Raw genomic sequence first — 25,205 nt, forward strand, 5'->3', positions numbered from 1 at the left:
TGCGCGATGGCCGGAGTGCTGGGCGATGAACTCGACGCTGGGCGGTTGGTGGGTCGGGACTCCCTGATCGCACAGATCGCAGCCGAGGCGCAAAAGGGGCCGCTGCCGTACTTTCGCAGGCGCGTTCCGGAGGTACCTCGTCGGCCCCGGCTGATCGAGTTGCACGGGCGCGCTGGCTCGGGCACCTCAGCCGTCGCCCGAAAGGTGGCGGAGGTGATCGGTGGTGAGCGCGGCCAGCCGGTGCACCATCTCCCGTACACAGGAGATGGCCCCCGATCGCTGTTGCTCCTGCTCGCGGCCCGGGTCGGTGTGCCGCCGAAGGACCTGATGGAAACGGTGTGGGAGCAGCGCGACATCTCCTGGCTCAGTGGGGTGTGCCAGGGGGCGTTGGCGCGGCGGCCCGTCGTGGTGGTGGTCGACGGGTTACCGCCGAGGTCTGGTGGACTGCCGCTGCTGCGGGCGGTGGACGATGCCTTGGTGACCACGGAATCACTGGTCCTGGCCACCTCCACGGTGGACGCCTCTCCACACTCGGGGCGACTGGACGTCTGGGAAGTACCCCCGCTGCCTCCGCACCACAGCGCTGATCTCCTAGGACTGCCCGAAGCGGTCGCCGAGCCGCTGCACCGCGCCAGCCGCGGGCTTCCCGTCCTGCTACGAGCGGCACGGGGGCTGCTGCGCGATGGACCGTGGGAAGGGCCGGTCCCCGGGACTCCCGAGGAGTTGTTCCTCCAGGTGCGGAACTCCCTGGGCGAGGACGCGAAGGCGATGCTGTCGGCGTTCGCCGTGCTGGACCTGGCGGAACTCCCGGACGCCATGGCCCGGACACTGCCCGTACCGGACGCGGACTGCGCCCTGCAAGAACTTCTGTTACGGGGTGTGTTGCACCACCCGCGCCCCGGGTACTGGCGGCTGCCGTCCGTCCTCGCGGAACTCGCACGGCGCGGACGTCCCCTGTGGCGGGCGGCCAGCTTGCGCCGGTTGGAACGGGCGGTGCTGAGGGAGGTTCCCTCGGCACCGCTGGAGCCCTCGGTGTTGTTGGCCGAGCGGATGCTGATCTCGGGCGGTTCCCGGGGCCGAGGGCACATCGAACCCATCGCCCGGGCCCTCGTCCGGCGCAATGACCTGGCCCGGTTGCTGTTGCTGACCCAAGCCACCGACGTGGCACTGCCACTGGCAGCTCTCGCCCGCCAGACCGGTGATGTCGACCTGGCCCATCACATCGTCGATTCCATCGAAGAGCCGACCGTCACCAGGGCCGAGTCGTCCGTGTTGGCACGGGAGACGGGACAGCTCGGGCGCGCCGAGTGGTCGCTGTTCACCCTCGAACCCGAGGGGCCCAGAGGTGAGAACGCCCGGTTGCGGGCGGCCATCAGCCTGGACCAGGGCCGGGTGCGCGGCGCGGCGGAACTGATCAGGTCCGCCGTCGAGCACCACCAGATCACCGGGGACGAGAGCGGCGAGGCGTGGGCAGCGTACGAGTACGGGCGACTGCGGCTGGTCGTGGGCGACCCCCGGGGTGCCGAGGTGCATCTGCGTACCGCCCGTCGACTCTTCGGGCTCGGGGGTGAGCTGCGCGGGGTGGCCTGGGCCGATACGGGGCTGGCGTGGGCCCTGTTGTTGGGCGGCGATCCATCCCGTGCCGTACCGGCGCTCCAGCGGGCGGTGACCGGTCACCGGCGGGCCCATGACCCTCGTGGGGAGGGTTGGGCACTGCTCCGGTACGGCCTCGCCCTCGCCGACGAGGGCTCCCCCGACTCCGCGGACCACTCGCTGAACCGCGCCCTGGACCGTTTCGAAGACGTCGACGATGCACTCGGCGCGGCCTGGACCCGTCACCATCTCGCCCTCCAGGGTTCATCGGGTGAGGTGTCGATGCCCGCGTTGTGGGACGTGGCGCACGACTTCCAGGCGATCGGCTGCACCGGCGGGTTGGCGTGGACCCGGTTGGAGATCGGACGACGTACCGCACAGCCGTCGCTGGTCGCCCAGGCACGCGGGCTCTTCGTGGGCACGGAGAACGAAGCCGGGGAGCACTGGGCCGACTTCACCGCCGCCGTCATCGAGCGGGACAGCGCCGCCCGGGTGCGCGCCCTGAAGGAGTTGAGCCGCTTCCATCCGCCCGCCCTGATACCGCAAGGGCCCACGACCCACATTCCGCGCGCCGCGCGCTACACGGTTCCCGAACGACTTCCCGACGGTTCGGGATCGGTGGAGGGCCCTCGCCCCGAGGATCAGTGCAGGGTGCTGCTCACGCTCCTGGACGAGGTGTACGAGGGCGGCACCGCACGGATCACGGTCGGCGTCGAGCCGGGTGCGGCGCACCCGTGGGCGGTCGTCGGCCCCGAGGACACTCCGCTGCTGAGTGTGAGCGCTACTCCGCTCGGGGACGCCGATCTGCGTCCCGAGCATGCGGTGACGGTCTGGCCCTCCTCGGCCGGGGCCGATGCCGGGGAAGGGGGCGGCTCGGAGTTCCGGATCACACCTCATCGCGCCGGTCCGCTGGGGTTGCGGTTCACGGTCGAGGACCGGCACAGCGGCGTGGTGCTCCAGCAGGTGGAGACGGAAGTCCAGGTGCTCACCCCCGCCCTGGTGCCGTCGACGCGGGGGGAAGGGTGAGCCGGATGGTCCGCGAGTTGCCCGTCCGGATCGTCGAGGACCCCAGCCGGGGGTTCACCGCGTTGCCGCAGCGCGCCCTGGTCGCCCCCGATCTGGTGCTCGCCCTCGATCTGCTCGGGGACGACCGCATCCAGGTACGGATGTACGGATCGGCGGTGCCGGTCATCGGCTCGGAACACCGGGTGGTCCTCCACCGCAGGCCCGGCGAGATCCGTGGTGTGGCGGGCCGGCTCCGGCATCTGTGGAAGCGGGAGCTGATCGACCTCCAGCCGCTGGACGGCCGGGGCCGACCGGCACGCGGCCGGGCGGTGTTGCCGTACGCCTCACAACTCGACCTCACCGGGGAGCCGGCGGACGAGTTGGCCACGGTGCTTGCGGAACTCGCCGATCAGGGGGCGCACCTGCTGTTCGGGCTGCTCCTGGCGTCCGACGGTCGAGAGGACGTGGAGCGGTTCCGGGAGGTACTGCTCTCGGTGCTGGCGGGACCGCCGCTGCGCATCCGGGTCGACTCGGAGCTCCTTCTGCCCTGGGGGATGCTGGCACTGCCGCGGCGGGACGGGAAGGACGGCGAACTGTCGGCGCTGTTCCACCGGTTCCTCGGCTACGGCCATCAGATCGAGCAGGCCAGTCCGAACTACACCAAGGCCCCGGAGGAGCTCTGGCCGCCGCCGCGGATTCCCTCCGTGTCCCTGAACCACGACACCACGATCGATCCGACCGGACGGACGAGGGCGGGGGAGGTCGCCGCCGCGCTGGCGAAGAACACCTCCTTCACCGAACGCACCACGCGTGCCGCGTTGCTGCGGGCGTTGGAGGACGGCACGCTCGACGAGCAGTTGATGTACTTCTGGTGTCACGGCAACTTCCGCAGCGACGACGGGCAGACATCCTGTCTGGTGGTGCGGCTCACCGACGGCGGGGAGATCGACGCGTACACCGTGGCCGCCCGCCCGGTGTCGGGCGATGAACCGGAGGCGTTCAGGCCGCTGGTGCTGCTCAACGCCTGCTACGCGGGGCTGTCGGCCGGTGCCGATCTCGCCTATCTGGGGCGGGCGTTGATCGAGCGTGGTGCGCGTGGGGTGATCGGGCCGCAGATCGAGATGCCGCAGGTCTTCGCCGCCGAGTACGCGTTGGCGTTCGTCACCCGCTATCTGGAGGGGCATCGGACGGCGGGCACCATCGCCCACGAGTTGGCGCGGCACTTCGCGGACGCGTACGGCAACCCGCTCGGATTCGCCTACGGACTGCACGGCGGCATGGACGAACGGCTGGAGCGCGGCTGATGGAACAACCCTCACCGGCGACAGGACCGGTCACACCGACCGTACTCCCCCATGGATCGCCCGGACCCGACTCGATGTCGACCCCGCACCAACAAGTCCTTGAGGCAGGCGCCATGACCACGATGCACATCGTCGACCTCGATGAGAGCGGTTGGCTGCTGGACGGTGGGCAGCCCGTCGCGGCGGACCGGCTGGACGAGCACTTCGCTGCGGTGCTGACACCGCCGTCCTGGGCCAGCGACATCATCGTCTACGTCCACGGTTGGCAGACCGCTCCGGATGCGGCGGCTGCGGCGGCGAACCGACTGCTGGCGCTGGCCGACGAGCAGTACGAGAGCCGACGGGCGCTCTATCCCGCACTCGAAGCGAGGTTCGCGCCCTGGTTGGTGGTGCTGCGGTGGCCGTCGCGCAGCGGGCCGCATCTGGGCGGCTACCGTCGGATCCGTGACCGTGCGCATGCGTTGTCTGGTGAATCGGGGCACGCCGGGCGCGTCATCGGCCAGTTGCTTGGCTACCTGGACAGCCAGCGTGCCGACCCGGCGGCAGCGCCCGTCCTCGCCAACCGGGCCGGGCAGTATCTCCATCTGGTGGGGCACTCGTTCGGCTGTCGGGTGTTGTGCGAGGCGGTGCAGTGGGCGGCGGACGACCGGCCGGGGACCACGCTGGGATGGAGCAGACCGGGACCTGCCGGGCGGGCGTTCACCGTGGATTCGATGCTGCTGCTCCAGATGGCCGCACCGCGCGACGCCTTCGCCACCACCTTCACCGCACTCGCGCACGCACCGCTGCGCGGCCCGGTGGTCGCCACCTATGCCGAACGCGACTGGGCGACGGGGCTGTGGCACCGGATCGCCGAGCAGCGGCGTGGCATCGGGAGCCAGGGCATCGGGACGGCCCCCGAGCCGGTGTCGTCGATCCGGATGCGGCCGGCCACCGAGGCGTACGACCTGGCTGCGCTCGACCACTGGTTCGTCAGTGTGGACGCGGGAGCGGTCTTCACGGCCGGCCGGGGGCCGTCGGGCTCCCACTCGGACCACCTCCGTACGGAGACAGCCCATCTGTTGCTGTCCTTGGCGAATCACAGCCGCTGATGGCGAAGCCCCTGCCATCCCAGCGCGACGCGTCATCCGGCGCGACTCACCGCGCGGTGGGGAGGCGGCTCGCGGTGCTGTCCAGGAGCATGTCGAGCGTCGCCGGGTAGGCGCTGCCGTCCACACAGCCGACGAGCAGCCCGGCGGTCGCGGCGATATGGGGATGGGTCCGGGCGGTCAGTCCTCCGTAGCGGCTGCGCCACACGGCCCGGTCGGCGTCCCGCTTCTCCTCGGGAAGGGCGAGCGCCGCGCCGTCGAGGGCGGCGAACGCCAGGCTGAGGTCGACCAGGCTGCGGTAGACGCGCACGGTGTCGGCGTCCGCGAATCCCGCGGTGCGCAGCACTCCGAGGATCGCCTCGATCGCCGCCGCCTCATGGGGCCGCCCGGTGATGCGGCTCGCCGCCAGGACGGCCGCTTGGGGGTGGGCGAGGTAGGCGGCGTGCAGTCGCAGCCCGAGCGCGCGCAGATCGGTCCGCCACTGGCCGCTCGGCCGCCAGCCCTCGATGGCGCGGCCGATCAGTTCGTCGGCGATGGCCAGGGTGAGGTCGTCCATGCCGCGGAAGTACCGGTACAGGGCGCTGGGGTCGGCTCCGAGTGCACCACCGAGTCGGCGCACGGTCAGGCTCGCGCCCGAGTGGTAGCGCAGCAGGCGCAGTGCGGTCTCGACGATGAGCCGCTCGGAGAGCACCGCGCCCTGTCGGGTGGGCCGCCTGCGCCGCCGCTCCCCCTCGGGCACCACCTTCTTGGCCATGGTCAGCTCCTTTCCCCGTTGTGAGATCCCCTTGTGTGGAATCCCTTTGTGTGGAATCCCCTGCCGTGCGCTTCCCCGGCAGGCACTTCCCCAGCGTCTACAGGGGGTACGACCGTTCCTCGGTGACCCGTAAGGATTCGGGCGCCCGTGCGGCTTATGCCAACACCGTTGCGCCCGGATGTCCGCAAGGCGTTGTATCTGCCTCCGGGCTCCTTGGTACGGGCCCGTTGACCCGAGCGACGGATGGGATGAACGCGATGAGAGTTCTGCTGGTCGGCGCAGGAGGCGTGGGCAGTGCGATCACCAAGATCGCCGCCCGGCGCCCGTTCCTGGATCACATGGTGGTCGCCGACTACGACCTGGGACGGGCGGAGCGGGCGGTCGAGGCGCTCGGTGGCGCCGCCGACCGCTTCACCGCGGCGCGCGTGGATGCGAACGATCGGACGGCGGTGGCGGCGCTGCTCACCGAACACCGCTGTGACGTGTTGTTGAACGCCACCGATCCGCGCTTTGTGATGCCCCTGTTCGAGGCGGCGGCCACGGCGGGCACCCACTACCTCGACATGGCGATGTCGCTGTCCCGGCCGCATCCGGAGCGCCCGTACGAGGAGTGCGGCGTCAAGCTCGGTGACGAGCAGTTCGCGGTGGCGAAGGAGTGGGAGGACGAGGGCAGGCTCGCCCTCGTCGGCTTCGGTGTGGAGCCGGGGCTCTCCGATGTCTTCGCCCGTCATGCCGCGGACGAACTCTTCGACGAGATCGAGGAGATCGGCATCCGCGACGGCGCCAACATCACCGTCGACGGCTATGACTTCGCCCCTTCGTTCAGCATCTGGACCACGATCGAGGAGTGTCTGAACCCGCCGGTGGTCTACGAGGCGGATCGCGGTTGGTTCACCACCGAGCCGTTCAGCGAGCCGGAGGTCTTCGACTTCCCCGAGGGCATCGGTCCCGTGGAGTGCGTGAACGTGGAGCACGAGGAGGTGCTGTTGGTCCCGCGCTGGGTGAAGGCGGGGCGGGTCACCTTCAAGTACGGCCTGGGCAATGAGTTCATCGAGGTGTTGAAGACGCTGCACAAGCTCGGGCTCGACGGCACCGAACCGGTCACCGTGAACGGTGGTTCGGGACCGGTCCGGGTGTCGCCGCGCGATGTGGTGGCGGCTGCCCTGCCCGATCCGGCAACGCTGGGCGACCGGATGCGCGGCAAGACGTGCGCGGGGACCTGGGTCAAGGGCACCAAGGACGGGCGGGCCCGTGAGGTGTACCTGTACCACGTGGTCGACAACGAGTGGTCGATGCGCGAGTACGGCTCGCAGGCCGTGGTGTGGCAGACCGCCGTCAATCCGGTGGTGGCACTGGAGTTGGTGGCGACGGGTGCGTGGAGCGGCGCCGGTGTGCTGGGTCCCGAGGCGTTCGCACCGGGGCCGTTCCTCGATCTGCTGACCGCTTACGGCTCTCCCTGGGGGATGCGCGAGCAGTGAGCGGTCGCGGGGCGCGCGCCCGTCAGCCCGAGGGGTCCGGTCGGGCGCCTCGGGGGGCGCGGCGCTCCATGGAGTCCAGTAGCAGTTGGAGCGCGGTTTCGAAGACGTCGGCCGAGTCCACTTCGAACAGCGGGTCGCGGACGCGGTGGATGTGCGGGTACTCCGCGGGGTCGGCGGCGCGGTAGGCGCGCTTCCACCCGTCGGCCTCGTGCGCCTGGGTCTCGGCGTCGAGGCTGTGAAAGGCGGCCTCACCGCCCGACCAGAGCAGGGCGAAGTCGGCCACGACCCGGTACAGCAGGGCGGCTTCGGCCGGATCGAATCCGGCGTCGCCCAGAGCTCCGATCACGGCGTCCGCCGCATGCATCTCGGCGGGTCGCCGGGTGGTGCGGGGCCCGGAGAGCGCCGCGGCTGCGGGGTGGGCGAGGTAGGCGCCGCGCACCCGTCGGCACACATCGGCGAGGGTGTCGGCCCAGTACGGCTGCGCCTCGAAGCCCTGGAAGGCTTCTTCGAGCAGCCGGTCCGCGACCGCGAGCAGGATGTCGTCCTTGCCGGAGAAGTGGCGGTAGACCGCGGTCTGGTCGGCGCCGAGCGCCTTGCCGAGGCGCGGCATGGAGAAGCCGTCGGTGCCGTGTTCGTCGAGGAGTTTGAGGCTCGTCTCCACGATGCGTTCCGGGGTGAGTGCGCCCCGGGGCAAGCGGGTGCGACTGGCGGCGCGGGTGGTGCGGCCGGATGTGGTGGTCACCGCTTCATCATCTCGTCTCACGAAGTCCTGTGTCACGGCTGGCGCACATCAGGCTACATCACGTTGGACAAAGCCTTAGTCCAAGGCATTGACATGAAGGAATCGCGGGTGTTTCCTCAGACCCATCAGCCCGATAAGACCCTCCCCAACCCGATTCGCCCCTCCCACGGAACAGGCCGAACCGCATGACCGAGACCCGTATCCAGCCCCGGCCGAGCGCCGCGCGGGGCGCCACGGCCCCGCAGGACCGGGCTGACCTGGTGCTCACCGGTGGCCCGGTCTTCACCGGGGACGCGGCCCGCTCCTGGACGGACGCGGTCGCGGTGCGAGCGGGCCGGATCGTCGCCGTCGGAGCCCCCGCGGCCCGTGCCCTGATCGGCCCGGGAACCGAGGTGGTCGAGCTGGCCGGGCGGCTCCTGGTCCCCGGCTTCGTGGATGCCCACGCCCACCCCGTCTTCGGCGGTCTGGAGCGTGCGCGCTGCGACCTCCTCGGGGCGACCGGACCCAGAGCCTGCGCCGAGCTCGTCGGCGCCTACGCGAAACGCCACCCCGAACGGCCCTGGGTGGTGGGCGGCGGCTGGTCGATGGACCACTTCCCGTCCGGCGCGCCCGACCGGGCGACGCTGGACGCGGTGGTCCCCGACCGCCCTGTCTTCCTCCTCAACCGGGACCGGCACGGGGCCTGGGTGAACAGCCTCGCCCTGCGCCTGGCGGGCATCGACCGCGACACCCCCGACCCGGCCGACGGCAGGATCGAACGGGCCGCGGACGGCACGCCCACCGGCACCCTCCACGAGGGAGCGGCCGACCTGGTCGCCCGGCACCTTCCCGCGATCACCGCGGACGAGTACGAGGAAGCGCTCCTCGAAGGCCAACGGCACCTCCACTCCCTGGGGGTCACCGGCTGGCAGGACGCCCTGATCGGCGCCTATCTGAGCTATCCCGACCCGCTGGACGCCTATCGGAGCCTCGCCGGCTCCGGCCTGCTCACTGGCCGGGTCACCGGGGCCCTGTGGTGGGACCGGGAACGCGGTGTGGAGCAATTGCCCGAACTCGTCGAACGCCGGGAGCGCAGCCACGTCGGCCGCTTCCGCGCCACCACCGTCAAGGTGATGCAGGACGGCGTCTGCGAGAACTTCACCGCCGCCCTCCTCACCCCGTACCTCCACGGCCCCGGGCACGACGCGAGCCCCGGCAGTGGACACAGCTATCTGACGCCCGCCGAGCTCAACCGGGCGGTCACCGCTCTCGACGGAGCCGGATTCCAGGTCCACTTCCACACCATCGGCGACCGCGCCGTGCGCGAAGCGCTCGACGCCATCGAGGCCGCCGAAGAAGTACGCCGCGACACGCCCGGTGCCAGCGGGGCCGGGCACCACGGTGACAACCGGCACCACCTGGCCCATATCCAACTCGTGCACCCGGACGACGTGCCCCGGTTCCGGAAGCTGCGGACCACCGCCAACATGCAGCCGCTGTGGGCCGTGTGCGACGAGCAGATGTCCGAGCTGACGGTCCCCTTCCTCGGCGACGAACGAGCGGCCCGCCAGTACGTCTTCGGTGCGCTGCGCGCCTCGGGCGCCACCTTGGCCGCGGGCAGCGACTGGCCCGTCTCCAGTGCGGATCCGCTCGCCGGCATTCACGTCGCCGTCAACCGGACCATGCCGGGCATCGGCCCCGACACTCCGTTCCTGCCCGAACAGCGACTGCTGCTGGCCGACGCCCTCGCGGCGTACACCTCGGCCGGCGCCTGGATCAACCACCTGGACCATGTCACGGGCACCATCGCCCCGGGCAAGTACGCCGACCTCGCCGTGCTCGACCGCAACCCGTTCGACGAGTCCGTGCATGAGATAGCCGACACCCGGGTCGACCTCACCTTCGTCGAGGGCGTCCCGGTCCACCGGCGAGAAGGCGCACCGTGAGCACCCCGGCGCTCCCCGACGCGCCAGACGAGTTGCGGTTGCGCGTGCACCAACTGCGCTGGGAGGCGGACGGCGTACTGTCGCTGACGCTGGTGGACCCCGACGGCGCAGCGCTGCCGCCCTGGCAGCCCGGTGCCCATCTACGGCTCAGCCTGCCCACGGGTGTGGAACGGCACTACTCCCTGTGCGGCGACCCCGCCACCACCGGCAGCTATCGGGTGGCCGTGCTGCACGAGCCCCGCGGGCGCGGCGGCTCCGAGTACATCCACCGCTTCCTGCGGCCCGGCGCGGTCATCCCGGTCGGCCCGCCCCGCAACAACTTCCCGCTGCTCCCGGCGGCCCGCTACCTCTTCGTCGCGGGCGGCATCGGCATCACCCCGATCCTGCCGATGCTGCGCGAGGCCGATCGGCGGGGCACCCCCTGGCGGCTGCTGTACGGGGGGCGCAGCCGGGCGTCGATGGCGTTCCTGGACGAACTCGCCGGGCACTCAGATCGCGCCAGGGTCTGGGCCCACGACGAACACGGCCGTCTCCCGCTCGCCGACGCACTCGCCGAAGCCGCACCCGGCCCGGGCGAGGAGCCGGTGGCCGTCTACTGCTGCGGCCCCGAGGGACTGCTCGACGCGTTGACGGAGGCGTGCAAGGGCCATGACGGGCTGCGTCCGCACACGGAGCGGTTCAAGCCGCCCGCCGCTGTGGGCGCCGCGGAGTCCAACACTCCGGTGGAGGTGCGTTGTGTGCGCTCCGGGACCACCGTGGACGTCCCCGCGAACGAGAGCGTCCTCGATGCGCTCCTCGGCGCCGGGATCAAGGTCCACGGCTCCTGTCGCGAAGGCATCTGCGGCACCTGCGAGGTCATCGTCCGCGCCGGTGTCCCCGACCACCGCGACCACATCCTCGATGCGGTCGAACGAGAGGCGGGCCGGTTGATGTACCCGTGCGTCTCCCGCTCCCTGACCCCCGTACTGGAGCTGGACCTATGACCACTGCCCCGCTCGCCACCCGCCCCGGCCGGATCGACCTCGCCCGGGTCCGGGAGATCGTCGGCACCCCGGACCCCGTGATGCGGCAGAAGGTCCTCGACCGTCTCGACGACCACTGCCGGCTCTTCATCGCCCACTCGCCGTTCTGCTGCGTCGCCTCCGCCGATCTCGCAGGTCGCACCGACTGCTCGCCGCGCGGCGACCACCCGGGCTTCGTCCGCGTCCTGGACGACCGGACCCTCCTGATCCCCGACCGTCCCGGGAACCAGCTCGCGGACACCTTCACCAACATCTGTGAGAACCCCGGTGTGGGGCTGCTCTTCCTGGTGCCCGGTTACGCGGAGACCCTGCGGGTCAACGGGCGCGCCTATCCCACCGACGACCCCGATCTGCTGCCCATGCTGGAGTCCCGGGGCCGCCCGGCGAAGCTGGCGACCGTCGTCGAGGTCGACGAGGCGTATCTGCACTGCGCCAAGGCCGTCATCCGATCCGGCCTCTGGGACGACGAGCCACGCGAACTCGCCGCCCAGCTTCCCTCGGGCGGCACCATCGCCGCCGCACACTTCGGCATCGCCGGACTCACCGCGGCCCTCCTCGACGACGATCTCGCCGACGACTACCGCCACAACCTGTAGCCGGACCCTTTCAACCGTCGCCCCGAGAGGAATCCCATGACCGTCCCGTTCCTGCGGATCGGCCCGTCCCCGCTCCACGAGGGCGCCGAACAGCACCTGATCTCCATGCGCGACGGCACCCGCCTCGCCACGGACGTCTATCTGCCGGCGTCCCCGCGCAAGCACGCCGCGGTGGTGAGCCGTCTGCCCTACGACAAGGCCAGCGCCTATATGGCGGTGCACAAGATCGCACCGCTCTATCTGGAGCGCGGCTATGTCTTCATCGCCCAGGACGTGCGCGGCAAGTTCCGCTCCGAGGGCGACACCGTGCCGTTCGTCCATGAGATCGAGGACACGTACGACACGCTCGACTGGGTCGCCGCCCAGCCCTGGTCCAATGGATCGGTCGCCATGGTCGGCGACTCCTACCACGGCTACACGCAGTGGGCCGGGGCAGCGGGCGGCCATCCGGCGCTGCGCGCCATCGTCCCCCGGGTCACCAGCATGGAGATCTCCGACCTCAGCGATCTCGCGGGCAGCGGCACCGATCAGGCGCTGTGCCTGTACTTCGCCAACTACTTCGCCCATATGTGGGTGGACAAGAACCTGTACGCCTATGAGGTGGACTGGTCCGTACGACCCCTGCGGGACCTCTTCGAGGACGCGTTCGCCGCGATCGGTCACCGCTCCGCCGCGGTCGACAGCGTGATCTCGGGGCGCCCGCTCGTCGACCCGTTCCGCACCCGGGCGCCGCTGGCGGGTCGGCCCGTGCCCGTACTGCACCGCGTCGGCTGGTTCGACAACCTCATCGACGCATCGATGCGCGACCACACCGCGCAACTCGCCGACCCGCGCTGGCGCGAGCACGCCTACCTCGACGCCGACGCCTGCGACCACCACACCTACCACCTCGACCAGGCGCCCGTACCGCCCGAGTTGGACCACGGGGTCCACGAGTCGGTGCTGGACGCGGTCCTGCCGCGCTACCTCGGTCGTACCCTCGACTTCCTCGATGCCTTCGTCGGCGGGCGCGGCAACCCCGGGAGCTTCCCGCGGGCCGTCTGGTACCAGGGGCACGAGGGCGAGCGCACCGCCGCTTCCTGGCCGCCGCCCGCCACCCGGGAACTGCGGCTGCACCCGGCCGGAGCATCGCTGGCCACCGCGAGCGCCGACGGCGGCACCCTCACCGAGACCGCCGAGCAGCGGCCGACAGCGGTCCGTTGGACGCATGACCCGCTCGATCCCGTACCGTCTCCGGTCCGTGACCCGTGGGTGCACCTCCAGGAATACCCCGACGAGCAGCATCTGCACGGCCGGCCCGATGTGGCGACCTTCACCGGTGCACCGGTCGAGGTCCCCCTCGACCTGGTCGGCCCGGTCGGTGCCACGGTCGACATCGAGACCAGCGCCGCCGCCGGACACCTCTTCGTCAAGCTCCACGACGTCTCCCCCGACGGTTCCGCCCGCATGATCGTGCGCGGTCAGTGCCTGATCTCGGGTCAGGGGCCGCAGAGCGTCCGGGTCGACCTCGGCCACACCGGCTACCGGCTGCGGCCCGGCCACCGGCTGCGCCTCCAGATCTGCGGCAGCGACTTCCCGCTGTACGCGCCGCATCCCGGCACCGACGGGGACCTGTGGCAGGCCACCAAGTTCAGTCCGGCCGAGCAGACCCTGCGCATCGGCGGCGACCGCACGCACCTGACCCTCACCGTCTCCGACGGCTCCGCATAGACGCTCGACAGACGCTAGGAGACATCCCTCATGAATCTCCACATATCACCACGCACTTCAAGACCGGCGCGCACCGCCCTGGTCGGCCTGGTGGCCAGTGCCCTCGCCCTGACCGCGTGCGGCGGCGGGGGCGGCGACGCCGACAAGCCGGAGTCCTTCGCCAAGGGCCGCACGGACACCCCGACGGCGACCGGTGGCCTGGACTCGTACACCTGGTACGGCGACTACCGGGCCCCGTACAGCCTCGACCCGATCAAGAACGCGGACTATCCCGAGCAGACCGTGCTGCCCAACATCTGCGAGTCGCTGCTGCGGGTCAAGAGCGACTACACCCTGGCCCCGGGACTGGCGTCCTCCTGGAAGCAGCCCGATCCGCAGACCCTGGCCTTCACCGTGCGCGAGGGGGTCAAGTTCACCGACGGCACCCCGATGACCATCGACGACGTCGTGTTCAGCCTCAAACGCAACATGAACCCGGCCGTGGTGTCCTCGTACAGCTCCCTGTACGCCAACGTCGCATCGATCACCGCGGGCACCGGCGCATCGGACCGGTCGATCACCATCAAGTTCAAGAAGCCCGACGCGGTCTTCGTCAACGTCCTGGCGACCCTCGGCGGTTCCGTCCTCAGCAAGAAGCACGCCGAGGCGAAGGGTGCCGCCCTCGGCACTCCGGCAGGCGGGGTGCTGTGCACCGGCCCCTACCGGGTCACCTCCTTCGACGGCACCAACGATCTGGCGCTGGAGCGCAGCGACCACTACTGGGACCCGTCGGCCGTGCGCTCCAAGAAGGTCACCTTCGTCTTCCCCGCGAGCGCCAAGGCCCTGTCGAACGCCATCGCAGGCAAGTCCGTCGACGGCGGCTTCAACATCCCCTCCCAACTGGTGCCCACCCTCGGCAAGGCGAGCGGCGGGAAACTGTGGACCGGCGCCGAGGGCAGTTCGCCACAGAACCTCGATCTGATCGTCAGCGACCTCAAGGGCGGTCCGCTGGCCGACGCCCGGGTGCGCCAGGCGCTCTCCGCCGCCATCGACCGCGAGGGCATCGCCCGCAGCATCTTCTCCGGTGCGGCCGACCCGCTGTACACCGTGGCCGGCCCCGGCACCTGGGGGTACGCCCGCAACCAGTACCAGAACGCGTACGACGAGCTCACCATCAAGAAGGACCCGGCCCGGGGCAAGAAGCTGGTCACCGAAGCGGGCGCCACCGGCCGCAAGGTGAAGCTCGCCTACCCCACCGGCATCGACCTGTACTCCAGCGTCGCCACCACCCTCCAGCAGGCGGGCAAGGCGATCGGCCTGGACCTGGAGATCGTCGGGCTGCCCCTGGCCCAGTACGGGGAGATGTTCATCGACCCCGCCGCCCGCAAGCCCTACGACGCCTTCCTCACCATGAACTACATCCAGGTCATGGAACCGGCGTTCCTGTACGGCTTCATCGCCACCCCCGACGGCCCGCAGAACTACGGCGGCTACGACAACCCGACCGTCACCGAGAAGATCAGGAGCGCCTTCGGCACCACCGACGACAAGGCCAGGGCCGGCCTGTTGATCGAGGCCCAGAAGCAGTTGGCGAAAGACCTGCCCTGGATTCCGATCGTCGCCCCCCGCGCCACGGTCTACCTCAGCGACAAAGTCGCGGGCGTTCCCCTGACCTTCGCCTACATGGGCCGCCCCTGGGCCGCCTCCGTCGGCGCTCCCTAAGGCGGCGCGCACCATGATGCGATTCTTCGCCGGCCGCCTGGCGGGGCTGTTCGTCACCTTGTCGGTATCGAGCTTCGTCGTCTTCGCGGCGCTCTACCTCGCGCCGGGCAGCCCCGAATCGGTCCTCCTCGGCAACAGCACCCCGACCCCGGAACGCCGCGCAGCGGTACGGGAGCAGTACGGTCTCGACGACCCGTTCATGGTGCGCTACCTGCACTGGCTCGGTGACGCCCTCCAGGGCGATCTGGGCACCTCCTTCGTGGGGAACCAGCCCGTCGCCACCCGGATCGGCGCGGTGTTCGACACCACGCTCTCCCTGGTGGCGGTCACCGCGGTGCTGATCGCCGTCATCGGTCTGGGCCTCGGGCTGCTCTCGGCCCTTCGGCCCGGCCGCATCGACGACCTGGTGTCGGCCGTGACCGCGGTGACGGCCGGTGTCCCCGCGTTCGTCGCCGCTTCGATCGGCATCTCGGTCTTCGCGGTCCGGCTCGACTGGTTCCCGGCCTACGGCGCCGGTGACGCCGGGTTCATCGGCCGACTGCACGCCCTCGTCCTGCCCGCGCTCTCCCTCGCCCTGATCTCGTCCGCACTGCTCGCCCGGGTCACCCGGGCCGCCGTGCGCGCCGAGTTGGACAAGGAGTACGCCCAGACCGCCCGGGCGCGCGGCATTCCCCACCGGCAGGTGGTGCGCCGTCATGTCCTGCCCAATGCGGCGCCGCCCATCGTGACCGTCGGCGGGCTGCTCGTCGCCGCCCTGTTCGCCGGCACGGTGGTCGTGGAGAACGCCTTCGGGCTGCCGGGCCTCGGCTCGCTCCTCATCGGCTCCGTCAACCAGAAGGACTTCCCGACCGTGCAGGCCGTCACCCTGCTGATGGTCACCGCGTTCGTCCTGGCCAACCTCGCCGTCGACATCGCCCAACAACTCCTCGACCCCCGACTGCGGCAGAAGGGCACGGCATGACGACGACCCAGCCCCCTTCGGTGGCCGCATCGCCCGCATCGACCGCGCCCGCTCCCCCGGCTGCCACCCCGGCCGGGAAGCGCCTGCGCGACCGGTTGGGGATCGCCGGCCTGATCGCGCTCGGATGGATCGCGCTGATGATCGCGACGGCGCTGCTGGCCCCCGTGGTCGCACCGTACGATCCCGATGCGCAGGACCTGCTCAACGTCTACGCCCCGCCCGGCGGCGACCATCTCCTCGGCACCGACGGCACCGGCCGGGACATCGCGTCCCGGCTGATCTGGGGCGCCCGCACCAGCCTGTTGGGACCCGCCCTGGTCGTGCTGCTGAGCCTGGTGATCGGACTACCGCTCGCCCTGGCGGCGGCCTGGCGTGGCGGCTGGCTCGACGCGGTCGTCGGTCGCTTCCTCGACATCGTGTTCTCGCTGCCCGCCATCCTCCTCGCCGTCCTGGCGGTCGCCGTCTTCCGCCCCGGACCTGCGCCCGCGGTCCTCGCGCTCGCCGTCGCCTATCTGCCGTACGTGGCCCGGGTCGCCCGCAGCGCGGCCCTGCGTCAACGCGCCATGCCGTACATCGCCGCGCTCACCGTCCAGGGGCACAGCGGCACCACGATCTGCCTGCGCCATCTGCTGCCCAACATCAGCCCCGTGGTCGGTGCGCAGATACCCATCGCCTTCGCCAGTGCCCTGATGGATCTGGCGGCCCTGTCCTTCCTCGGTCTGGCCGTCCAATCCCCCCAGGCCGACTGGGGCGTCCTCGTCAACGACGCCCAAGCGGTCCTCCAGGGCCACTCATCCCAGGTCGTGTACGCCGGCACGCTGATCGTGGCGACCGTCGTCGCGCTGATGCTCCTCGGTGACCGCCTCGGCGGCGACACCCGTCCCCGGCGCACCCGTCGGGCGTCCAAGTCGACCGGGAGGACCCCGTGAACCCCCTGCTCCACCTCGACGGGGTGTCCGTGAGCATCCCCATCGACGGCGCCCCGCGCCCGGTGATCACCGATCTCACGCTCACGGTCGCCCCCGGCGAAGCGCTGGGCGTCGTCGGCGAATCGGGTTCCGGCAAGTCGATGACCGCCCGGACCGTCATGGGTCTGCTGCCGCACGGCCACACCGTGACGGGCGACGTCCGGTTCGACGGCACCGACCTCTACGGGCGAAGCGCCCAGGGCCGGGTCGGGCTGGCGGCAACAACCGTGGCCCGCCGTCGGATCGGGATGGTCTTCCAGGACGCCAGGGCCCATCTCGATCCCCGTCAGCGCATCGGCGACTTCCTCACCGAGATCGACCGCACCACCGCATCCCACAAGGCCGCCGTCGAGATGCTGGACCGGGTCGGCATCGAGGACCCGCCGCGCCGGATGCGCCAGTACCCGCACGAAATGTCCGGCGGCATGCTCCAGCGCGTCATGATCGCCTCGGTGCTCCTCGCTCGCCCCGGGCTGATCCTGGCCGACGAACCCACCACGGCCCTCGACGTCACCACCCAGTCCGAGGTCGTCTCGCTCCTCGATGAACTGCGCCGCGAGGAGGGCACCGCACTGGTCTTCATCACCCATGACCTCGATCTCGCGGCGACCTTCTGCGACCGGGTCGCCGTCATGTACGCCGGCTGTCTCCAGGAGGTGCGCCGGGCCGAGTCGCTCGTCCGCACACCACTCCATCCGTACACGCGCGGGCTGCTCGCCGCCCGGCCCGCCCCCGACGTCCGTGCCGCGCGTCTGCCCGTGGTGCCCGGCCGCCCGCTGTCCGCGTTCGAAGCGCCGCCCGGCTGTGCGTTCGCCACCCGCTGCGCCCACGCCGTGGACACATGTCGGCAGTCCCGGCCTGCGCTGGCCGTACGACAGGACGGGCTGGTGCGCTGCGACCGGCTGGCCGATATCTCCACCGCTCCCACTTCCCGGCAGGTGACCCGATGAGCGCACCCCCGGAGCCCGTCGTCGACGTAAGGGACCTGCGCAAGGTGTATCCGACCGGTACCCCGGGTCCCCTGGGTCCCCCGCGGGGCGAGTTCGTCGCGCTCGCCGGGGCGACCTTCCAGGTGGCCGCAGGTGAATGCCTGGGCATCGTGGGCGAATCCGGCTCGGGCAAGAGCACCACCGCCCGGATGCTCGCCGGGCTGGAACGCCCCACCGCCGGAACGATCTCCGTACTGAGCCACGACCGCAGCAGTCCCGCCCGGAGGACCGCCGAGCGCCATCGGCGCGGCGGCCAACTCCAGATGGTCTTCCAGGACCCCTACACCTCGCTCGACCCCCGGCAGAGCGCCCGGGACACCATCGACGAGACCCTGCGCTTGCACACCCGCCTCAGCCGAACCGACCGCGCCGACCGCGTCATGGAGATCGCCGCATCCGTGGGCCTCGACGAGCGCCAGGCCGCGGCACTGCCGTCGGGCCTCTCGGGCGGCCAGCGCCAACGGGTCGCCATCGCCCGCGCCCTCGCCGCCGATCCCCGGGTCATCGTGCTGGACGAGGCGGTCTCCGCGCTTGACGTCTCCATCCAGGCCCAGATCCTCAATCTGCTCTGCGACATCCGCGACACCACCGGGGTCGCGTACATCTTCATCACCCACGATCTGGCCGTCGTACGACACATGGCCGATCAGGTCCTGGTGCTCCAAGCCGGCCACATCGTGGAACAGGGCCCCACCGAACGGGTCCTGGACCACCCCCGGCACGCGTACACCCAGCGGCTGCGCGAGAGCGTCCCCGCCCGGGGCACACCATGAGCCCCTGCCCCGCTCGCCGGGTGCCGGCCCGTCGCCCCGCGTGGACCCGTGCCACCCGGCCGGCCTGCCGAACGCGCCACTTCTCGATCCCGACCCGACCGTGTACGCGAGCTCGACGGAGGCACCAGTGAACGGACCCGGAGACATCCTGCGTCGGGCAGCGGCCCGGTTCGGTGCGAAGACCGCACTGATCACCACGGACCGGACGCTCAGCTTCACCGAACTCGACCTGCTGGCCGACCGGGTGGCGGCGGCCCTCGCCGACCGCGGCGTCGGGCCCGGTCAAACGGTGTCGCTGTACGCACAGAACCGATGGGAGTGGGTCGCGGCCTATCACGGCGTGCTCCGTACGGGTGCGGTCGTCAACCCGGTCAATGTGATGCTCACCCGGGAGGAGCTCACCTATGTCCTGCGCGACTGCGGGGCTGCGGCGGTGTTCACCTCGGTCGAGCAGGCCGCCGCGGTGGCCGAGCTGACCCGGGAGCTGCCGGAGCTGCGGACGGTCGTCTCGTTCGGCGGCCCCGCGGACGGCGCGGTCGACTTCGCCGAACTGACCGCCTTCGAAGGGCCGGCCCCCCAGGTCACCACGGACCCGGACCTGCCCTGCACCATCGGCTACACCTCCGGGACGACCGGCCATCCCAAGGGAGCGGTGCAGAGCCATCGTGCCGTCCTGCTGAACTGCGCCATGACCGCCACCATGCACGCCCGCACCGAGCACGACGTGGTGGTCACCGCACTGCCCGCACCCCATGTGTACGGCAATGTCGTCATCAACGGCACGTTCCTCGTCGGCGGCACCGTGGTCCTCATGGAGCGCTTCGCCCCGGCCGCCGCACTCGGACTGATCGACGAGCACCGGGCGACCCTCTTCGAGGGCGTACCGGCCATGTACGCGATGATGCTGGCCGATCCCGCGCTCGGCGGGGCTGACCTGTCGTCGCTGAGCCGGTGCACGGTCGGCGGCCAGACGATTCCCACGACGACGATCAACCGCTGGGAACAGCGCAGCGGCGCCCCCCTGATCGAGTTGTGGGGGATGACGGAGATCTCGGGTCTGGGCACCACCCACAGCCCGTACGCGCCCGCGGTACCGGGTTCCATCGGGGTGGCACTGCCCGGAGTGGAGGTGCGGATCGCCGATCTCGACGACCTCAGCCGCACTGCCGCCCGCGGCGTACCGGGCGAACTCCTGGTCCGGGGTCCGATCGTGATGCTCGGCTACCACGGCGATCCGGAGGCGAGTGCCCGAGCGATCGACGCCGACGGTTGGCTGCGCACGGGGGACATCGCAACGATGGACGCCACCGGGCACGTCTTCATCGTGGACCGCCGGGGGGACATGGTCATCACCGGGGGCTACAACGTCTACCCCGCGGAGATCGAGCGGGTGCTGGCCGCGCACCCCGCGGTGGCGCTGGTCGCGGTCGGCCCGGTGCCCGATCCGGTGAAGGGCGAGCTGGCCTGTGCCTATGTGGTGCTGGCGCCGGGTGCGCACACCACGGATGAGGAGCTGTCCGCCTTCGCGGCGGACCGGCTGGCCGCCTACAAGCGGCCCCGCCTGATCCGCTTCGTGTCCGATCTGCCGAAGACATCCACCGGGAAGATCATGCGGCGGGCGCTGATCACCACGTTCGACCACTGACTCCCCGTACGCGCGGGAGGGTCCGAAAACCACGAGGACCGGCCGGTTTCCCCGGCCGGTCCTCGTCGTTGCTCGCTCCCCGTCCTCGCAGCGTCTCCAGCGGGGTCGCTCGCCGCGTCAAGAGCGGGGGCTTCGCGGCCGAAAAGGCGCGACGAAAGCCGTACGACCGAAGACGACGACCGAAGACGACGACCGCGGACCACCACCGTAGGAGACCCCTCCGCCCCCATGTCGTCACTGTGGGTGACCGCCGAGGGCAGCCGGAGCCGGGGCCACCGCCCCGGGCCTCTCGGCCCGCAGGGGGACGGCGGCGCTCCGGCCGACTCAGGCGCTGTTGGCCCGCGGGGTCCGCTCCGCCTTGGGGTCCTCGGCCTCTTCGAAGTTGACCCGCTGCATATGCCGGTTCATCGACTTCATCAGGAACCAGACACCGAGGGCGAGGGCCGCGAAGACGAGGAAGCCGAGGACACCGGGGGTGACCTTGTTCTCGTCGAGCTCCTTGGCGAGGGTCGCCGCGTGCGTCATTGCGAGGTTTGCGCTTGCGCTCATATCAGGCATTGTCGCGGATGCCCGCGAAGAGGTCGTCCTCGGGGAGGGAGGTATCGACCAGAGACTTCGCCAACTCGTACTCCTCGGTCGGCCAGACCTCGCGCTGGAGGTCGAGCGGCACCCGGAACCAGCCGCCGTCAGGGTCGATCTGGGTGGCGTGCGCCAGCAGCGCCTTGTCCCGGATCTCGTAGAACTCCGAGCACGGCACATGCGTGGTCAGCGTCCGCTCCACGCGCTCGAACTCCTTCCAGCGCTCCAGCCACTCCCCGTAGGGGGACTCCAGACCGCGGGCGAGCAGCGCCTCGTGCAGCGCGACCGTACGCGGCCGGTTGAAGCCCTGGTTGTAGTAGAGCTTCAGCGGCTGCCACACCGGGCCGAACTCGTCCTCGGGGAAGCGCTCGGCATCCGTCGCCCCCTCGAAGGCCACCATCGTGATCTTGTGGGTCATGATGTGGTCGGGGTGCGGATAGCCGCCGTTCTCGTCATAGGTGGTGATCACCTGGGGACGGAAGGAGCGGATCGACCGCACCAGGCGTCCCGCGGCGCGGTCCACGTCCTCCAGGGCGAAGCAGCCGTCGGGCAGCGGGGGCAGCGGGTCACCCTCGGGAAGTCCCGAGTCCACGAATCCCAGCCACTCCTGGTCGACGCCGAGGATCTCGCGGGCCTCGTCCATCTCCTTCTTGCGAACCTCGTGGATGTTCTCCTCGATGTAGGAGTCGCCCACCAGCTTGGGGTTGAGGATGGAACCGCGCTCGCCTCCGGTGCAGGTCACCACCAGCACGGCCACCCCCTCGGACACGTACTTGGCCATGGTGGCCGCGCCCTTGCTCGACTCGTCGTCGGGGTGGGCGTGAACGGCCATCAGCCTCAGCTGCTCAGTCAAGACTCAATCCTCAATGACTCGTAGCGATATAGCGCAACAAAAATGGTTCTGTCCGGCTGGGCCGGCTGCCGGGACGTCATACGGGGCGGCGGTCGGGACGTCTCGGGGGGCTTCTATAGTGACCGAATCGGGGGAGGGAAAATTCCGGCGTCCCCCAGTCCTGGAGGAAAGACCATGACCGCCGTGCGCGACCAGCTTCCCGAGGGTCGTTACGGGCGCTCCGCTGACCAGCGCGCCGACCGCAAGCTCAAGGTGCTGGGCGCGATCTTGGGCGTGGGGCTCGTCGGCATGGTCGGCTGGTTCGGCTACGACTACATCGCGGGGCAGAAGATCAGCGCCGAGGTGATCAAGTTCTCGGTGGTGTCCAAGACCGAGGTCCAGCTGCATCTGGAGATCCGCAAGGACGAGTCGGCGAAGGGCAGCTGCACCGTGCGCTCCCGGTCCGAGGACGGCGCGGAGGTCGGCTGGCTCGAAGTGCCGGTACCCGCCGGCGAGAACCGGATCGACCAGGTGGTCAAGATCCGTACGACGGCACTCGCGACCAGCGCGGAGCTGGCCGGCTGCACGGTTGGCTAGGGCCTCTGGGCGGACTCCTGCCGGGGTTCGAGACATGGATTCGACGGGTTCGACACGCCAGAGCGATTGTCCCGAACTCGACCCATGAACCACAGGTCTCCCGGCCGCCCCAGTGGCAACGCAGGGTGGCGCCAGGGCAGCAACCAGTGAGATAAGGCGTCCCGGCCGCTGTCGAAATCTCGACGCCGAGGGCTGGATTCCGACACTGACCTGCACAGACGCATGTCTGATGGCTTTTGTTCTCCCCCTTCCGCCACGAAATTGTTAGGGTCGTGGTTTCGCCCACCCGGGAAGGCATCATCCTTCTGGGTAGGGCGATGCTTTGTATTCCCAGTACCTACGAGGAGCACCTGTGACCCAGACCAGCGAGAACGTCACCTGGCTCACCCAGGAGGCGTACAACCAGCTCAAGGCCGAGCTGGAATACCTGTCTGGTCCCGCGCGCATCGAGATCGCCAAGAAGATCGAAGCTGCGCGCGAGGAGGGGGACCTGAAGGAGAACGGCGGGTACCACGCTGCCAAGGAGGAGCAGGGCAAGCAGGAGCTCCGAGTGCGCCAGCTGACCCAGCTCCTGGACACCGCGAAGGTCGGCGAGTCGCCGGCCGACGACGGCATCGTGGAGCCCGGCATGGTGGTGACGATCGCCTTCGACGGTGACGAGGACGACACCCTCACCTTCCTGATGGCGTCGCGCGAGTACGCGAGCTCCGACATCGAGACCTACTCCCCGCAGTCCCCCCTGGGCACGGGTGTGAACGGCAAGAAGGTCGGCGACACCGCGCAGTACGAGTTGCCGAACGGCAAGAGCGCTTCGGTGAAGATCCTGGCCGCCAAGCCCTACGGCGGCTGAGCAGCCGCCGCCCGACCGGTTCGGTTGACGGTCGGGGCGCGCGGTTCACCGAGCCGGATGAACACAGGGGCCGGATCGCATCAGCGATCCGGCCCCTCGGCGTATGTCCTGCGGGCATTGGCGCCCGGGAGGAGGTCAGACGGCCGCCGAGCGGTACTTGCGGACCGCCAGCGAACGGAAGACGACGATGATCAGGATGGACCAGATCAGCGACGCCCACACCGGGTTCTGCATGGGCCAGGCGTCGGACTGCGAGACCCCGGGGTTGCCGAAGAGTTCGCGGCACGCCTGAACGGTGGCGCTGAAGGGGTTCCAGTCGGCGATGTGCCGCAGCCACGGCGTCATCTGGCTGGAGTCGACGAACGCGTTCGAGATGAACGTGACCGGGAAGAGCCAGATCAGCCCGCCCGAGGTGGCGGCCTCGGGGGTGCGGACCGAGAGCCCGATCAGGGCGCCGATCCAGGAGAACGCATACCCGAGCAGGAGCAGCAGGCCGAAGGCGCCGAGCGCCTTGGGGATGCCCTCGTGGATGCGCCAGCCCACCAGTAGGGCCACGATGACCAGCACGACGATGGTGAGCGTGGTCTGGACGAGGTCGGCGAGCGTACGTCCGGTGAGCACCGCACCGCGCGCCATGGGCAGGGACCGGAACCGGTCGATCAGCCCCTTGTGCATGTCATCGGCGATGCCCGCGCCCGACCCCGCCGTGGCGAAGGTGACGGTCTGCGCGAAGATGCCCGCCATCAGGAAGTTGCGGTAGTCAACGGCGCTGGTGCTGCCGCCGACGCTCACGGAACCGCCGAAGACGTAGCTGAACAGCACCACGAACATCACCGGCTGGATGAGCCCGAACAGAATGACCTCGGGAATCCTGGTCATGCGAATCAGGTTCCGTCGGGCGACGACGAGTGAGTCGCGTACGGACTGCACGATGCCGCCACGGGGCTGGGGGGCCGCCAGGTTGGCGGCCTCCGTCGTGGTGGTCACTTCGTCCTCCCGTTCTGGCCGTCACGGCCGTCCTGCCGACCTGCGGCGTCCGCCTCTTCGGCTTCTTCGGCCGCGATCTCGGCGGCATGTCCGGTGAGCGAGATGAAGACGTCGTCGAGGGTCGGTCGACGCAGTCCGATGTCGTCGATCTCCACCCCTCGGGCGTCGAGGTCCCGAATGACCTCGGCGAGCAGCTTGGCGCCGCCCGCGACCGGGACCGTGAGCTTGCGGGTGTGCTCGGCGATGGCCACTTCGCCCTTGCCGAGGCCAGCGAGCACCTCACGGGCAGGGTCGATCTGATCGCGCTGGTGGACGACGACCTCCACGCGCTCCCCGCCGGTGCGCGCCTTGAGTTCGTCGGCGGTGCCGCGGGCGATCACCCGCCCGTGGTCGACGACGCAGATGGTGTCGGCGAGATGGTCGGCCTCCTCCAGGTACTGCGTGGTCAGCAGCAGTGTCGTACCGCCCCTGACGAGTTCCTGGATGACCTCCCAGAGCTGCTGCCTGTTGCGGGGGTCGAGACCGGTGGTGGGCTCGTCCATGAACATCACGGGCGGGGAGACCACGAGGGCGGCGGCCAGGTCGAGCCGGCGTCGCATACCGCCGGAGTAGGTCTTGGCGGGCCGATCCGCGGCATCGGCGAGGTTGAACCGCTCCAAGAGCTGCGCGGCCCGCGCCTTGGCGTCGCGCGAACTCATTTGGTAGAGCTGGCCGACCATGTGGAGGTTCTCCCGGCCGGTCAGATACTCGTCGACGGCGGCGAACTGGCCGGAGAGGCCGATGGATCGGCGGACTTCGTTGGGGTGCTTGAGGACATCGATGCCGCTGACGACGGCCTTGCCGCTGTCCGGTTGGAGCAGGGTGGTGAGAACGCGCACGGTCGTGGTCTTGCCGGCGCCGTTGGGGCCGAGCAGTCCGAGAACCGTACCTTCGGGTACGTCGAGATCGACGCCGTCCAAGGCCCTGACCTCGCCGAAGGTCTTGACCAGCCCTTCGGCATAAATCGCGCCTGGCATATGGGGACTCCCATGGTGGCAGATGGCTCGGGGCACGGTGGTGGAGCTGCGGGCCCACACCAGAATGCCCTGTATCAAAACATTTCTACG

22 protein-coding genes are annotated in these 25,205 nt (G+C 70.3%); 16 read left to right on the forward strand and 6 right to left on the reverse strand.

Features of this window, described 5'->3' with window-relative positions; translation table 11 throughout:
* Positions 1 to 6 precede the first annotated feature (6 nt).
* The 3 genes from ACFXJL_RS03460 (at position 7) to ACFXJL_RS03470 (ending at position 4,993) form a co-directional block, all read left to right on the forward strand.
* Complete coding sequence (locus ACFXJL_RS03460) at positions 7 to 2,619, forward strand: hypothetical protein (RefSeq protein ID WP_384688809.1); 2,613 nt, start codon at positions 7 to 9, stop codon at positions 2,617 to 2,619.
* Between the two features lie 5 nt (positions 2,620 to 2,624).
* Positions 2,625 to 3,902 carry a CHAT domain-containing protein gene (locus ACFXJL_RS03465; RefSeq protein WP_384688812.1) on the forward strand — a complete coding sequence of 426 codons (1,278 nt, stop codon included), beginning with the start codon at positions 2,625 to 2,627 and terminating at the stop codon, positions 3,900 to 3,902.
* A 113-nt stretch (positions 3,903 to 4,015) separates the two neighbouring features.
* Positions 4,016 to 4,993: a hypothetical protein gene (locus tag ACFXJL_RS03470; protein ID WP_384688815.1), complete on the forward strand. Its 978-nt coding sequence runs from the start codon at positions 4,016 to 4,018 to the stop codon at positions 4,991 to 4,993.
* Positions 4,994 to 5,039: 46 nt separating this feature from the next.
* Here the strand turns inward: ACFXJL_RS03470 and ACFXJL_RS03475 are convergent, their stop codons facing one another.
* Entirely contained in the window at positions 5,040 to 5,744 is a 705-nt protein-coding gene (locus ACFXJL_RS03475; RefSeq protein WP_358876297.1) for a TetR/AcrR family transcriptional regulator C-terminal domain-containing protein, read from the reverse strand.
* 257 nt (positions 5,745 to 6,001) lie between these two features.
* Here ACFXJL_RS03475 and ACFXJL_RS03480 point away from each other — a divergent pair, with 257 nt between their 5' ends.
* On the forward strand, positions 6,002 to 7,222 hold the full coding sequence (locus ACFXJL_RS03480; protein ID WP_384688818.1) for a saccharopine dehydrogenase family protein: 1,221 nt from the start codon (positions 6,002 to 6,004) through the stop codon (positions 7,220 to 7,222).
* A 22-nt stretch (positions 7,223 to 7,244) separates the two neighbouring features.
* Here the strand turns inward: ACFXJL_RS03480 and ACFXJL_RS03485 are convergent, their stop codons facing one another.
* Positions 7,245 to 7,964 carry a helix-turn-helix domain-containing protein gene (locus ACFXJL_RS03485; protein WP_358876299.1) on the reverse strand — a complete coding sequence of 240 codons (720 nt, stop codon included), beginning with the start codon at positions 7,962 to 7,964 and terminating at the stop codon, positions 7,245 to 7,247.
* 185 nt (positions 7,965 to 8,149) lie between these two features.
* On the opposite strand from ACFXJL_RS03485, the gene ACFXJL_RS03490 reads away from it, so the two are divergent.
* The 10 genes from ACFXJL_RS03490 (at position 8,150) to ACFXJL_RS03535 (ending at position 20,254) form a co-directional block, all read left to right on the forward strand.
* On the forward strand, positions 8,150 to 9,889 hold the full coding sequence (locus ACFXJL_RS03490; RefSeq protein ID WP_384688821.1) for an amidohydrolase: 1,740 nt from the start codon (positions 8,150 to 8,152) through the stop codon (positions 9,887 to 9,889).
* Positions 9,886 to 10,872, forward strand: coding sequence for a PDR/VanB family oxidoreductase (locus ACFXJL_RS03495; protein WP_384688824.1), 987 nt, complete (start codon positions 9,886 to 9,888; stop codon positions 10,870 to 10,872). Before ACFXJL_RS03490 ends, ACFXJL_RS03495 begins: the two co-directional genes overlap by 4 nt.
* On the forward strand, positions 10,869 to 11,507 hold the full coding sequence (locus tag ACFXJL_RS03500; protein ID WP_329022738.1) for an MSMEG_1061 family FMN-dependent PPOX-type flavoprotein: 639 nt from the start codon (positions 10,869 to 10,871) through the stop codon (positions 11,505 to 11,507). The genes ACFXJL_RS03495 and ACFXJL_RS03500 overlap by 4 nt, the downstream gene beginning before the upstream one ends.
* Before the next feature lie 36 nt (positions 11,508 to 11,543).
* Positions 11,544 to 13,217 (forward strand): CocE/NonD family hydrolase, encoded by a 1,674-nt coding sequence (locus ACFXJL_RS03505; RefSeq protein WP_384688827.1) that lies wholly within the window; start codon positions 11,544 to 11,546, stop codon positions 13,215 to 13,217.
* Between the two features lie 30 nt (positions 13,218 to 13,247).
* Positions 13,248 to 14,918 (forward strand): ABC transporter substrate-binding protein, encoded by a 1,671-nt coding sequence (locus tag ACFXJL_RS03510; RefSeq protein WP_384688830.1) that lies wholly within the window; start codon positions 13,248 to 13,250, stop codon positions 14,916 to 14,918.
* A 13-nt stretch (positions 14,919 to 14,931) separates the two neighbouring features.
* On the forward strand, positions 14,932 to 15,879 hold the full coding sequence (locus ACFXJL_RS03515; protein WP_384631547.1) for an ABC transporter permease: 948 nt from the start codon (positions 14,932 to 14,934) through the stop codon (positions 15,877 to 15,879).
* Positions 15,876 to 16,808: an ABC transporter permease gene (locus ACFXJL_RS03520; RefSeq protein ID WP_384688834.1), complete on the forward strand. Its 933-nt coding sequence runs from the start codon at positions 15,876 to 15,878 to the stop codon at positions 16,806 to 16,808. Before ACFXJL_RS03515 ends, ACFXJL_RS03520 begins: the two co-directional genes overlap by 4 nt.
* The gene (locus tag ACFXJL_RS03525; RefSeq protein WP_384688837.1) at positions 16,805 to 17,797 is read left to right on the forward strand and encodes an ABC transporter ATP-binding protein; all 993 of its coding nucleotides are present in this window, start codon (positions 16,805 to 16,807) and stop codon (positions 17,795 to 17,797) included. Before ACFXJL_RS03520 ends, ACFXJL_RS03525 begins: the two co-directional genes overlap by 4 nt.
* Positions 17,794 to 18,609, forward strand: coding sequence for an ABC transporter ATP-binding protein (locus tag ACFXJL_RS03530; protein WP_384688839.1), 816 nt, complete (start codon positions 17,794 to 17,796; stop codon positions 18,607 to 18,609). Before ACFXJL_RS03525 ends, ACFXJL_RS03530 begins: the two co-directional genes overlap by 4 nt.
* A 127-nt stretch (positions 18,610 to 18,736) precedes the next feature.
* Entirely contained in the window at positions 18,737 to 20,254 is a 1,518-nt protein-coding gene (locus ACFXJL_RS03535; protein WP_384688842.1) for a class I adenylate-forming enzyme family protein, read from the forward strand.
* Between the two features lie 324 nt (positions 20,255 to 20,578).
* On the opposite strand, the gene ACFXJL_RS03540 is transcribed toward ACFXJL_RS03535, so the two are convergent.
* A complete protein-coding gene (locus ACFXJL_RS03540; RefSeq protein WP_329022724.1) occupies positions 20,579 to 20,812 on the reverse strand; it encodes a hypothetical protein in 234 nt (77 codons plus the stop codon).
* A complete protein-coding gene (mca, locus tag ACFXJL_RS03545; protein WP_384631557.1) occupies positions 20,805 to 21,686 on the reverse strand; it encodes a mycothiol conjugate amidase Mca in 882 nt (293 codons plus the stop codon). Before mca ends, ACFXJL_RS03540 begins: the two co-directional genes overlap by 8 nt.
* A gap of 174 nt (positions 21,687 to 21,860) precedes the next feature.
* Here mca and ACFXJL_RS03550 point away from each other — a divergent pair, with 174 nt between their 5' ends.
* Together ACFXJL_RS03550 and greA are read left to right on the forward strand one after the other, a co-directional pair.
* Positions 21,861 to 22,262, forward strand: coding sequence for a DUF4307 domain-containing protein (locus tag ACFXJL_RS03550; RefSeq protein ID WP_358876310.1), 402 nt, complete (start codon positions 21,861 to 21,863; stop codon positions 22,260 to 22,262).
* A 352-nt stretch (positions 22,263 to 22,614) separates the two neighbouring features.
* Positions 22,615 to 23,112: a transcription elongation factor GreA gene (gene greA, locus ACFXJL_RS03555; protein WP_358876311.1), complete on the forward strand. Its 498-nt coding sequence runs from the start codon at positions 22,615 to 22,617 to the stop codon at positions 23,110 to 23,112.
* Positions 23,113 to 23,247: 135 nt separating this feature from the next.
* On the opposite strand, the gene ACFXJL_RS03560 is transcribed toward greA, so the two are convergent.
* Together ACFXJL_RS03560 and ACFXJL_RS03565 are read right to left on the reverse strand one after the other, a co-directional pair.
* Complete coding sequence (locus tag ACFXJL_RS03560; RefSeq protein WP_358876312.1) at positions 23,248 to 24,099, reverse strand: ABC transporter permease; 852 nt, start codon at positions 24,097 to 24,099, stop codon at positions 23,248 to 23,250.
* Positions 24,096 to 25,115 carry an ATP-binding cassette domain-containing protein gene (locus ACFXJL_RS03565; RefSeq protein ID WP_358876313.1) on the reverse strand — a complete coding sequence of 340 codons (1,020 nt, stop codon included), beginning with the start codon at positions 25,113 to 25,115 and terminating at the stop codon, positions 24,096 to 24,098. The genes ACFXJL_RS03560 and ACFXJL_RS03565 overlap by 4 nt, the downstream gene beginning before the upstream one ends.
* Between the last annotated feature and the right edge of the window lie 90 nt (positions 25,116 to 25,205).

The sequence above is a fragment of the Streptomyces sp. NPDC059256 genome (assembly GCF_042753785.1).
Lineage (GTDB): Bacteria > Actinomycetota > Actinomycetes > Streptomycetales > Streptomycetaceae > Streptomyces.

Excerpts from the sequence above, each read along its gene's own strand:
- ACFXJL_RS03540 (WP_329022724.1), bottom strand. The coding sequence starts at position 20,812 with ATGCCTGATATGAGCGCAAGCGCAAACCTCGCAATGACGCACGCGGCG.
- ACFXJL_RS03465 (WP_384688812.1), top strand. The coding sequence starts at position 2,625 with ATGGTCCGCGAGTTGCCCGTCCGGATCGTCGAGGACCCCAGCCGGGGG.
- ACFXJL_RS03550 (WP_358876310.1), top strand. The coding sequence starts at position 21,861 with ATGACCGCCGTGCGCGACCAGCTTCCCGAGGGTCGTTACGGGCGCTCC.
- ACFXJL_RS03565 (WP_358876313.1), bottom strand. The coding sequence starts at position 25,115 with ATGCCAGGCGCGATTTATGCCGAAGGGCTGGTCAAGACCTTCGGCGAG.
- ACFXJL_RS03490 (WP_384688821.1), top strand. The coding sequence starts at position 8,150 with ATGACCGAGACCCGTATCCAGCCCCGGCCGAGCGCCGCGCGGGGCGCC.
- ACFXJL_RS03500 (WP_329022738.1), top strand. The coding sequence starts at position 10,869 with ATGACCACTGCCCCGCTCGCCACCCGCCCCGGCCGGATCGACCTCGCC.
- ACFXJL_RS03520 (WP_384688834.1), top strand. The coding sequence starts at position 15,876 with ATGACGACGACCCAGCCCCCTTCGGTGGCCGCATCGCCCGCATCGACC.
- ACFXJL_RS03530 (WP_384688839.1), top strand. The coding sequence starts at position 17,794 with ATGAGCGCACCCCCGGAGCCCGTCGTCGACGTAAGGGACCTGCGCAAG.
- ACFXJL_RS03470 (WP_384688815.1), top strand. The coding sequence starts at position 4,016 with ATGACCACGATGCACATCGTCGACCTCGATGAGAGCGGTTGGCTGCTG.
- ACFXJL_RS03475 (WP_358876297.1), bottom strand. The coding sequence starts at position 5,744 with ATGGCCAAGAAGGTGGTGCCCGAGGGGGAGCGGCGGCGCAGGCGGCCC.
- ACFXJL_RS03460 (WP_384688809.1), top strand. The coding sequence starts at position 7 with ATGGCCGGAGTGCTGGGCGATGAACTCGACGCTGGGCGGTTGGTGGGT.
- ACFXJL_RS03515 (WP_384631547.1), top strand. The coding sequence starts at position 14,932 with ATGATGCGATTCTTCGCCGGCCGCCTGGCGGGGCTGTTCGTCACCTTG.
- ACFXJL_RS03480 (WP_384688818.1), top strand. The coding sequence starts at position 6,002 with ATGAGAGTTCTGCTGGTCGGCGCAGGAGGCGTGGGCAGTGCGATCACC.
- ACFXJL_RS03505 (WP_384688827.1), top strand. The coding sequence starts at position 11,544 with ATGACCGTCCCGTTCCTGCGGATCGGCCCGTCCCCGCTCCACGAGGGC.
- ACFXJL_RS03510 (WP_384688830.1), top strand. The coding sequence starts at position 13,248 with ATGAATCTCCACATATCACCACGCACTTCAAGACCGGCGCGCACCGCC.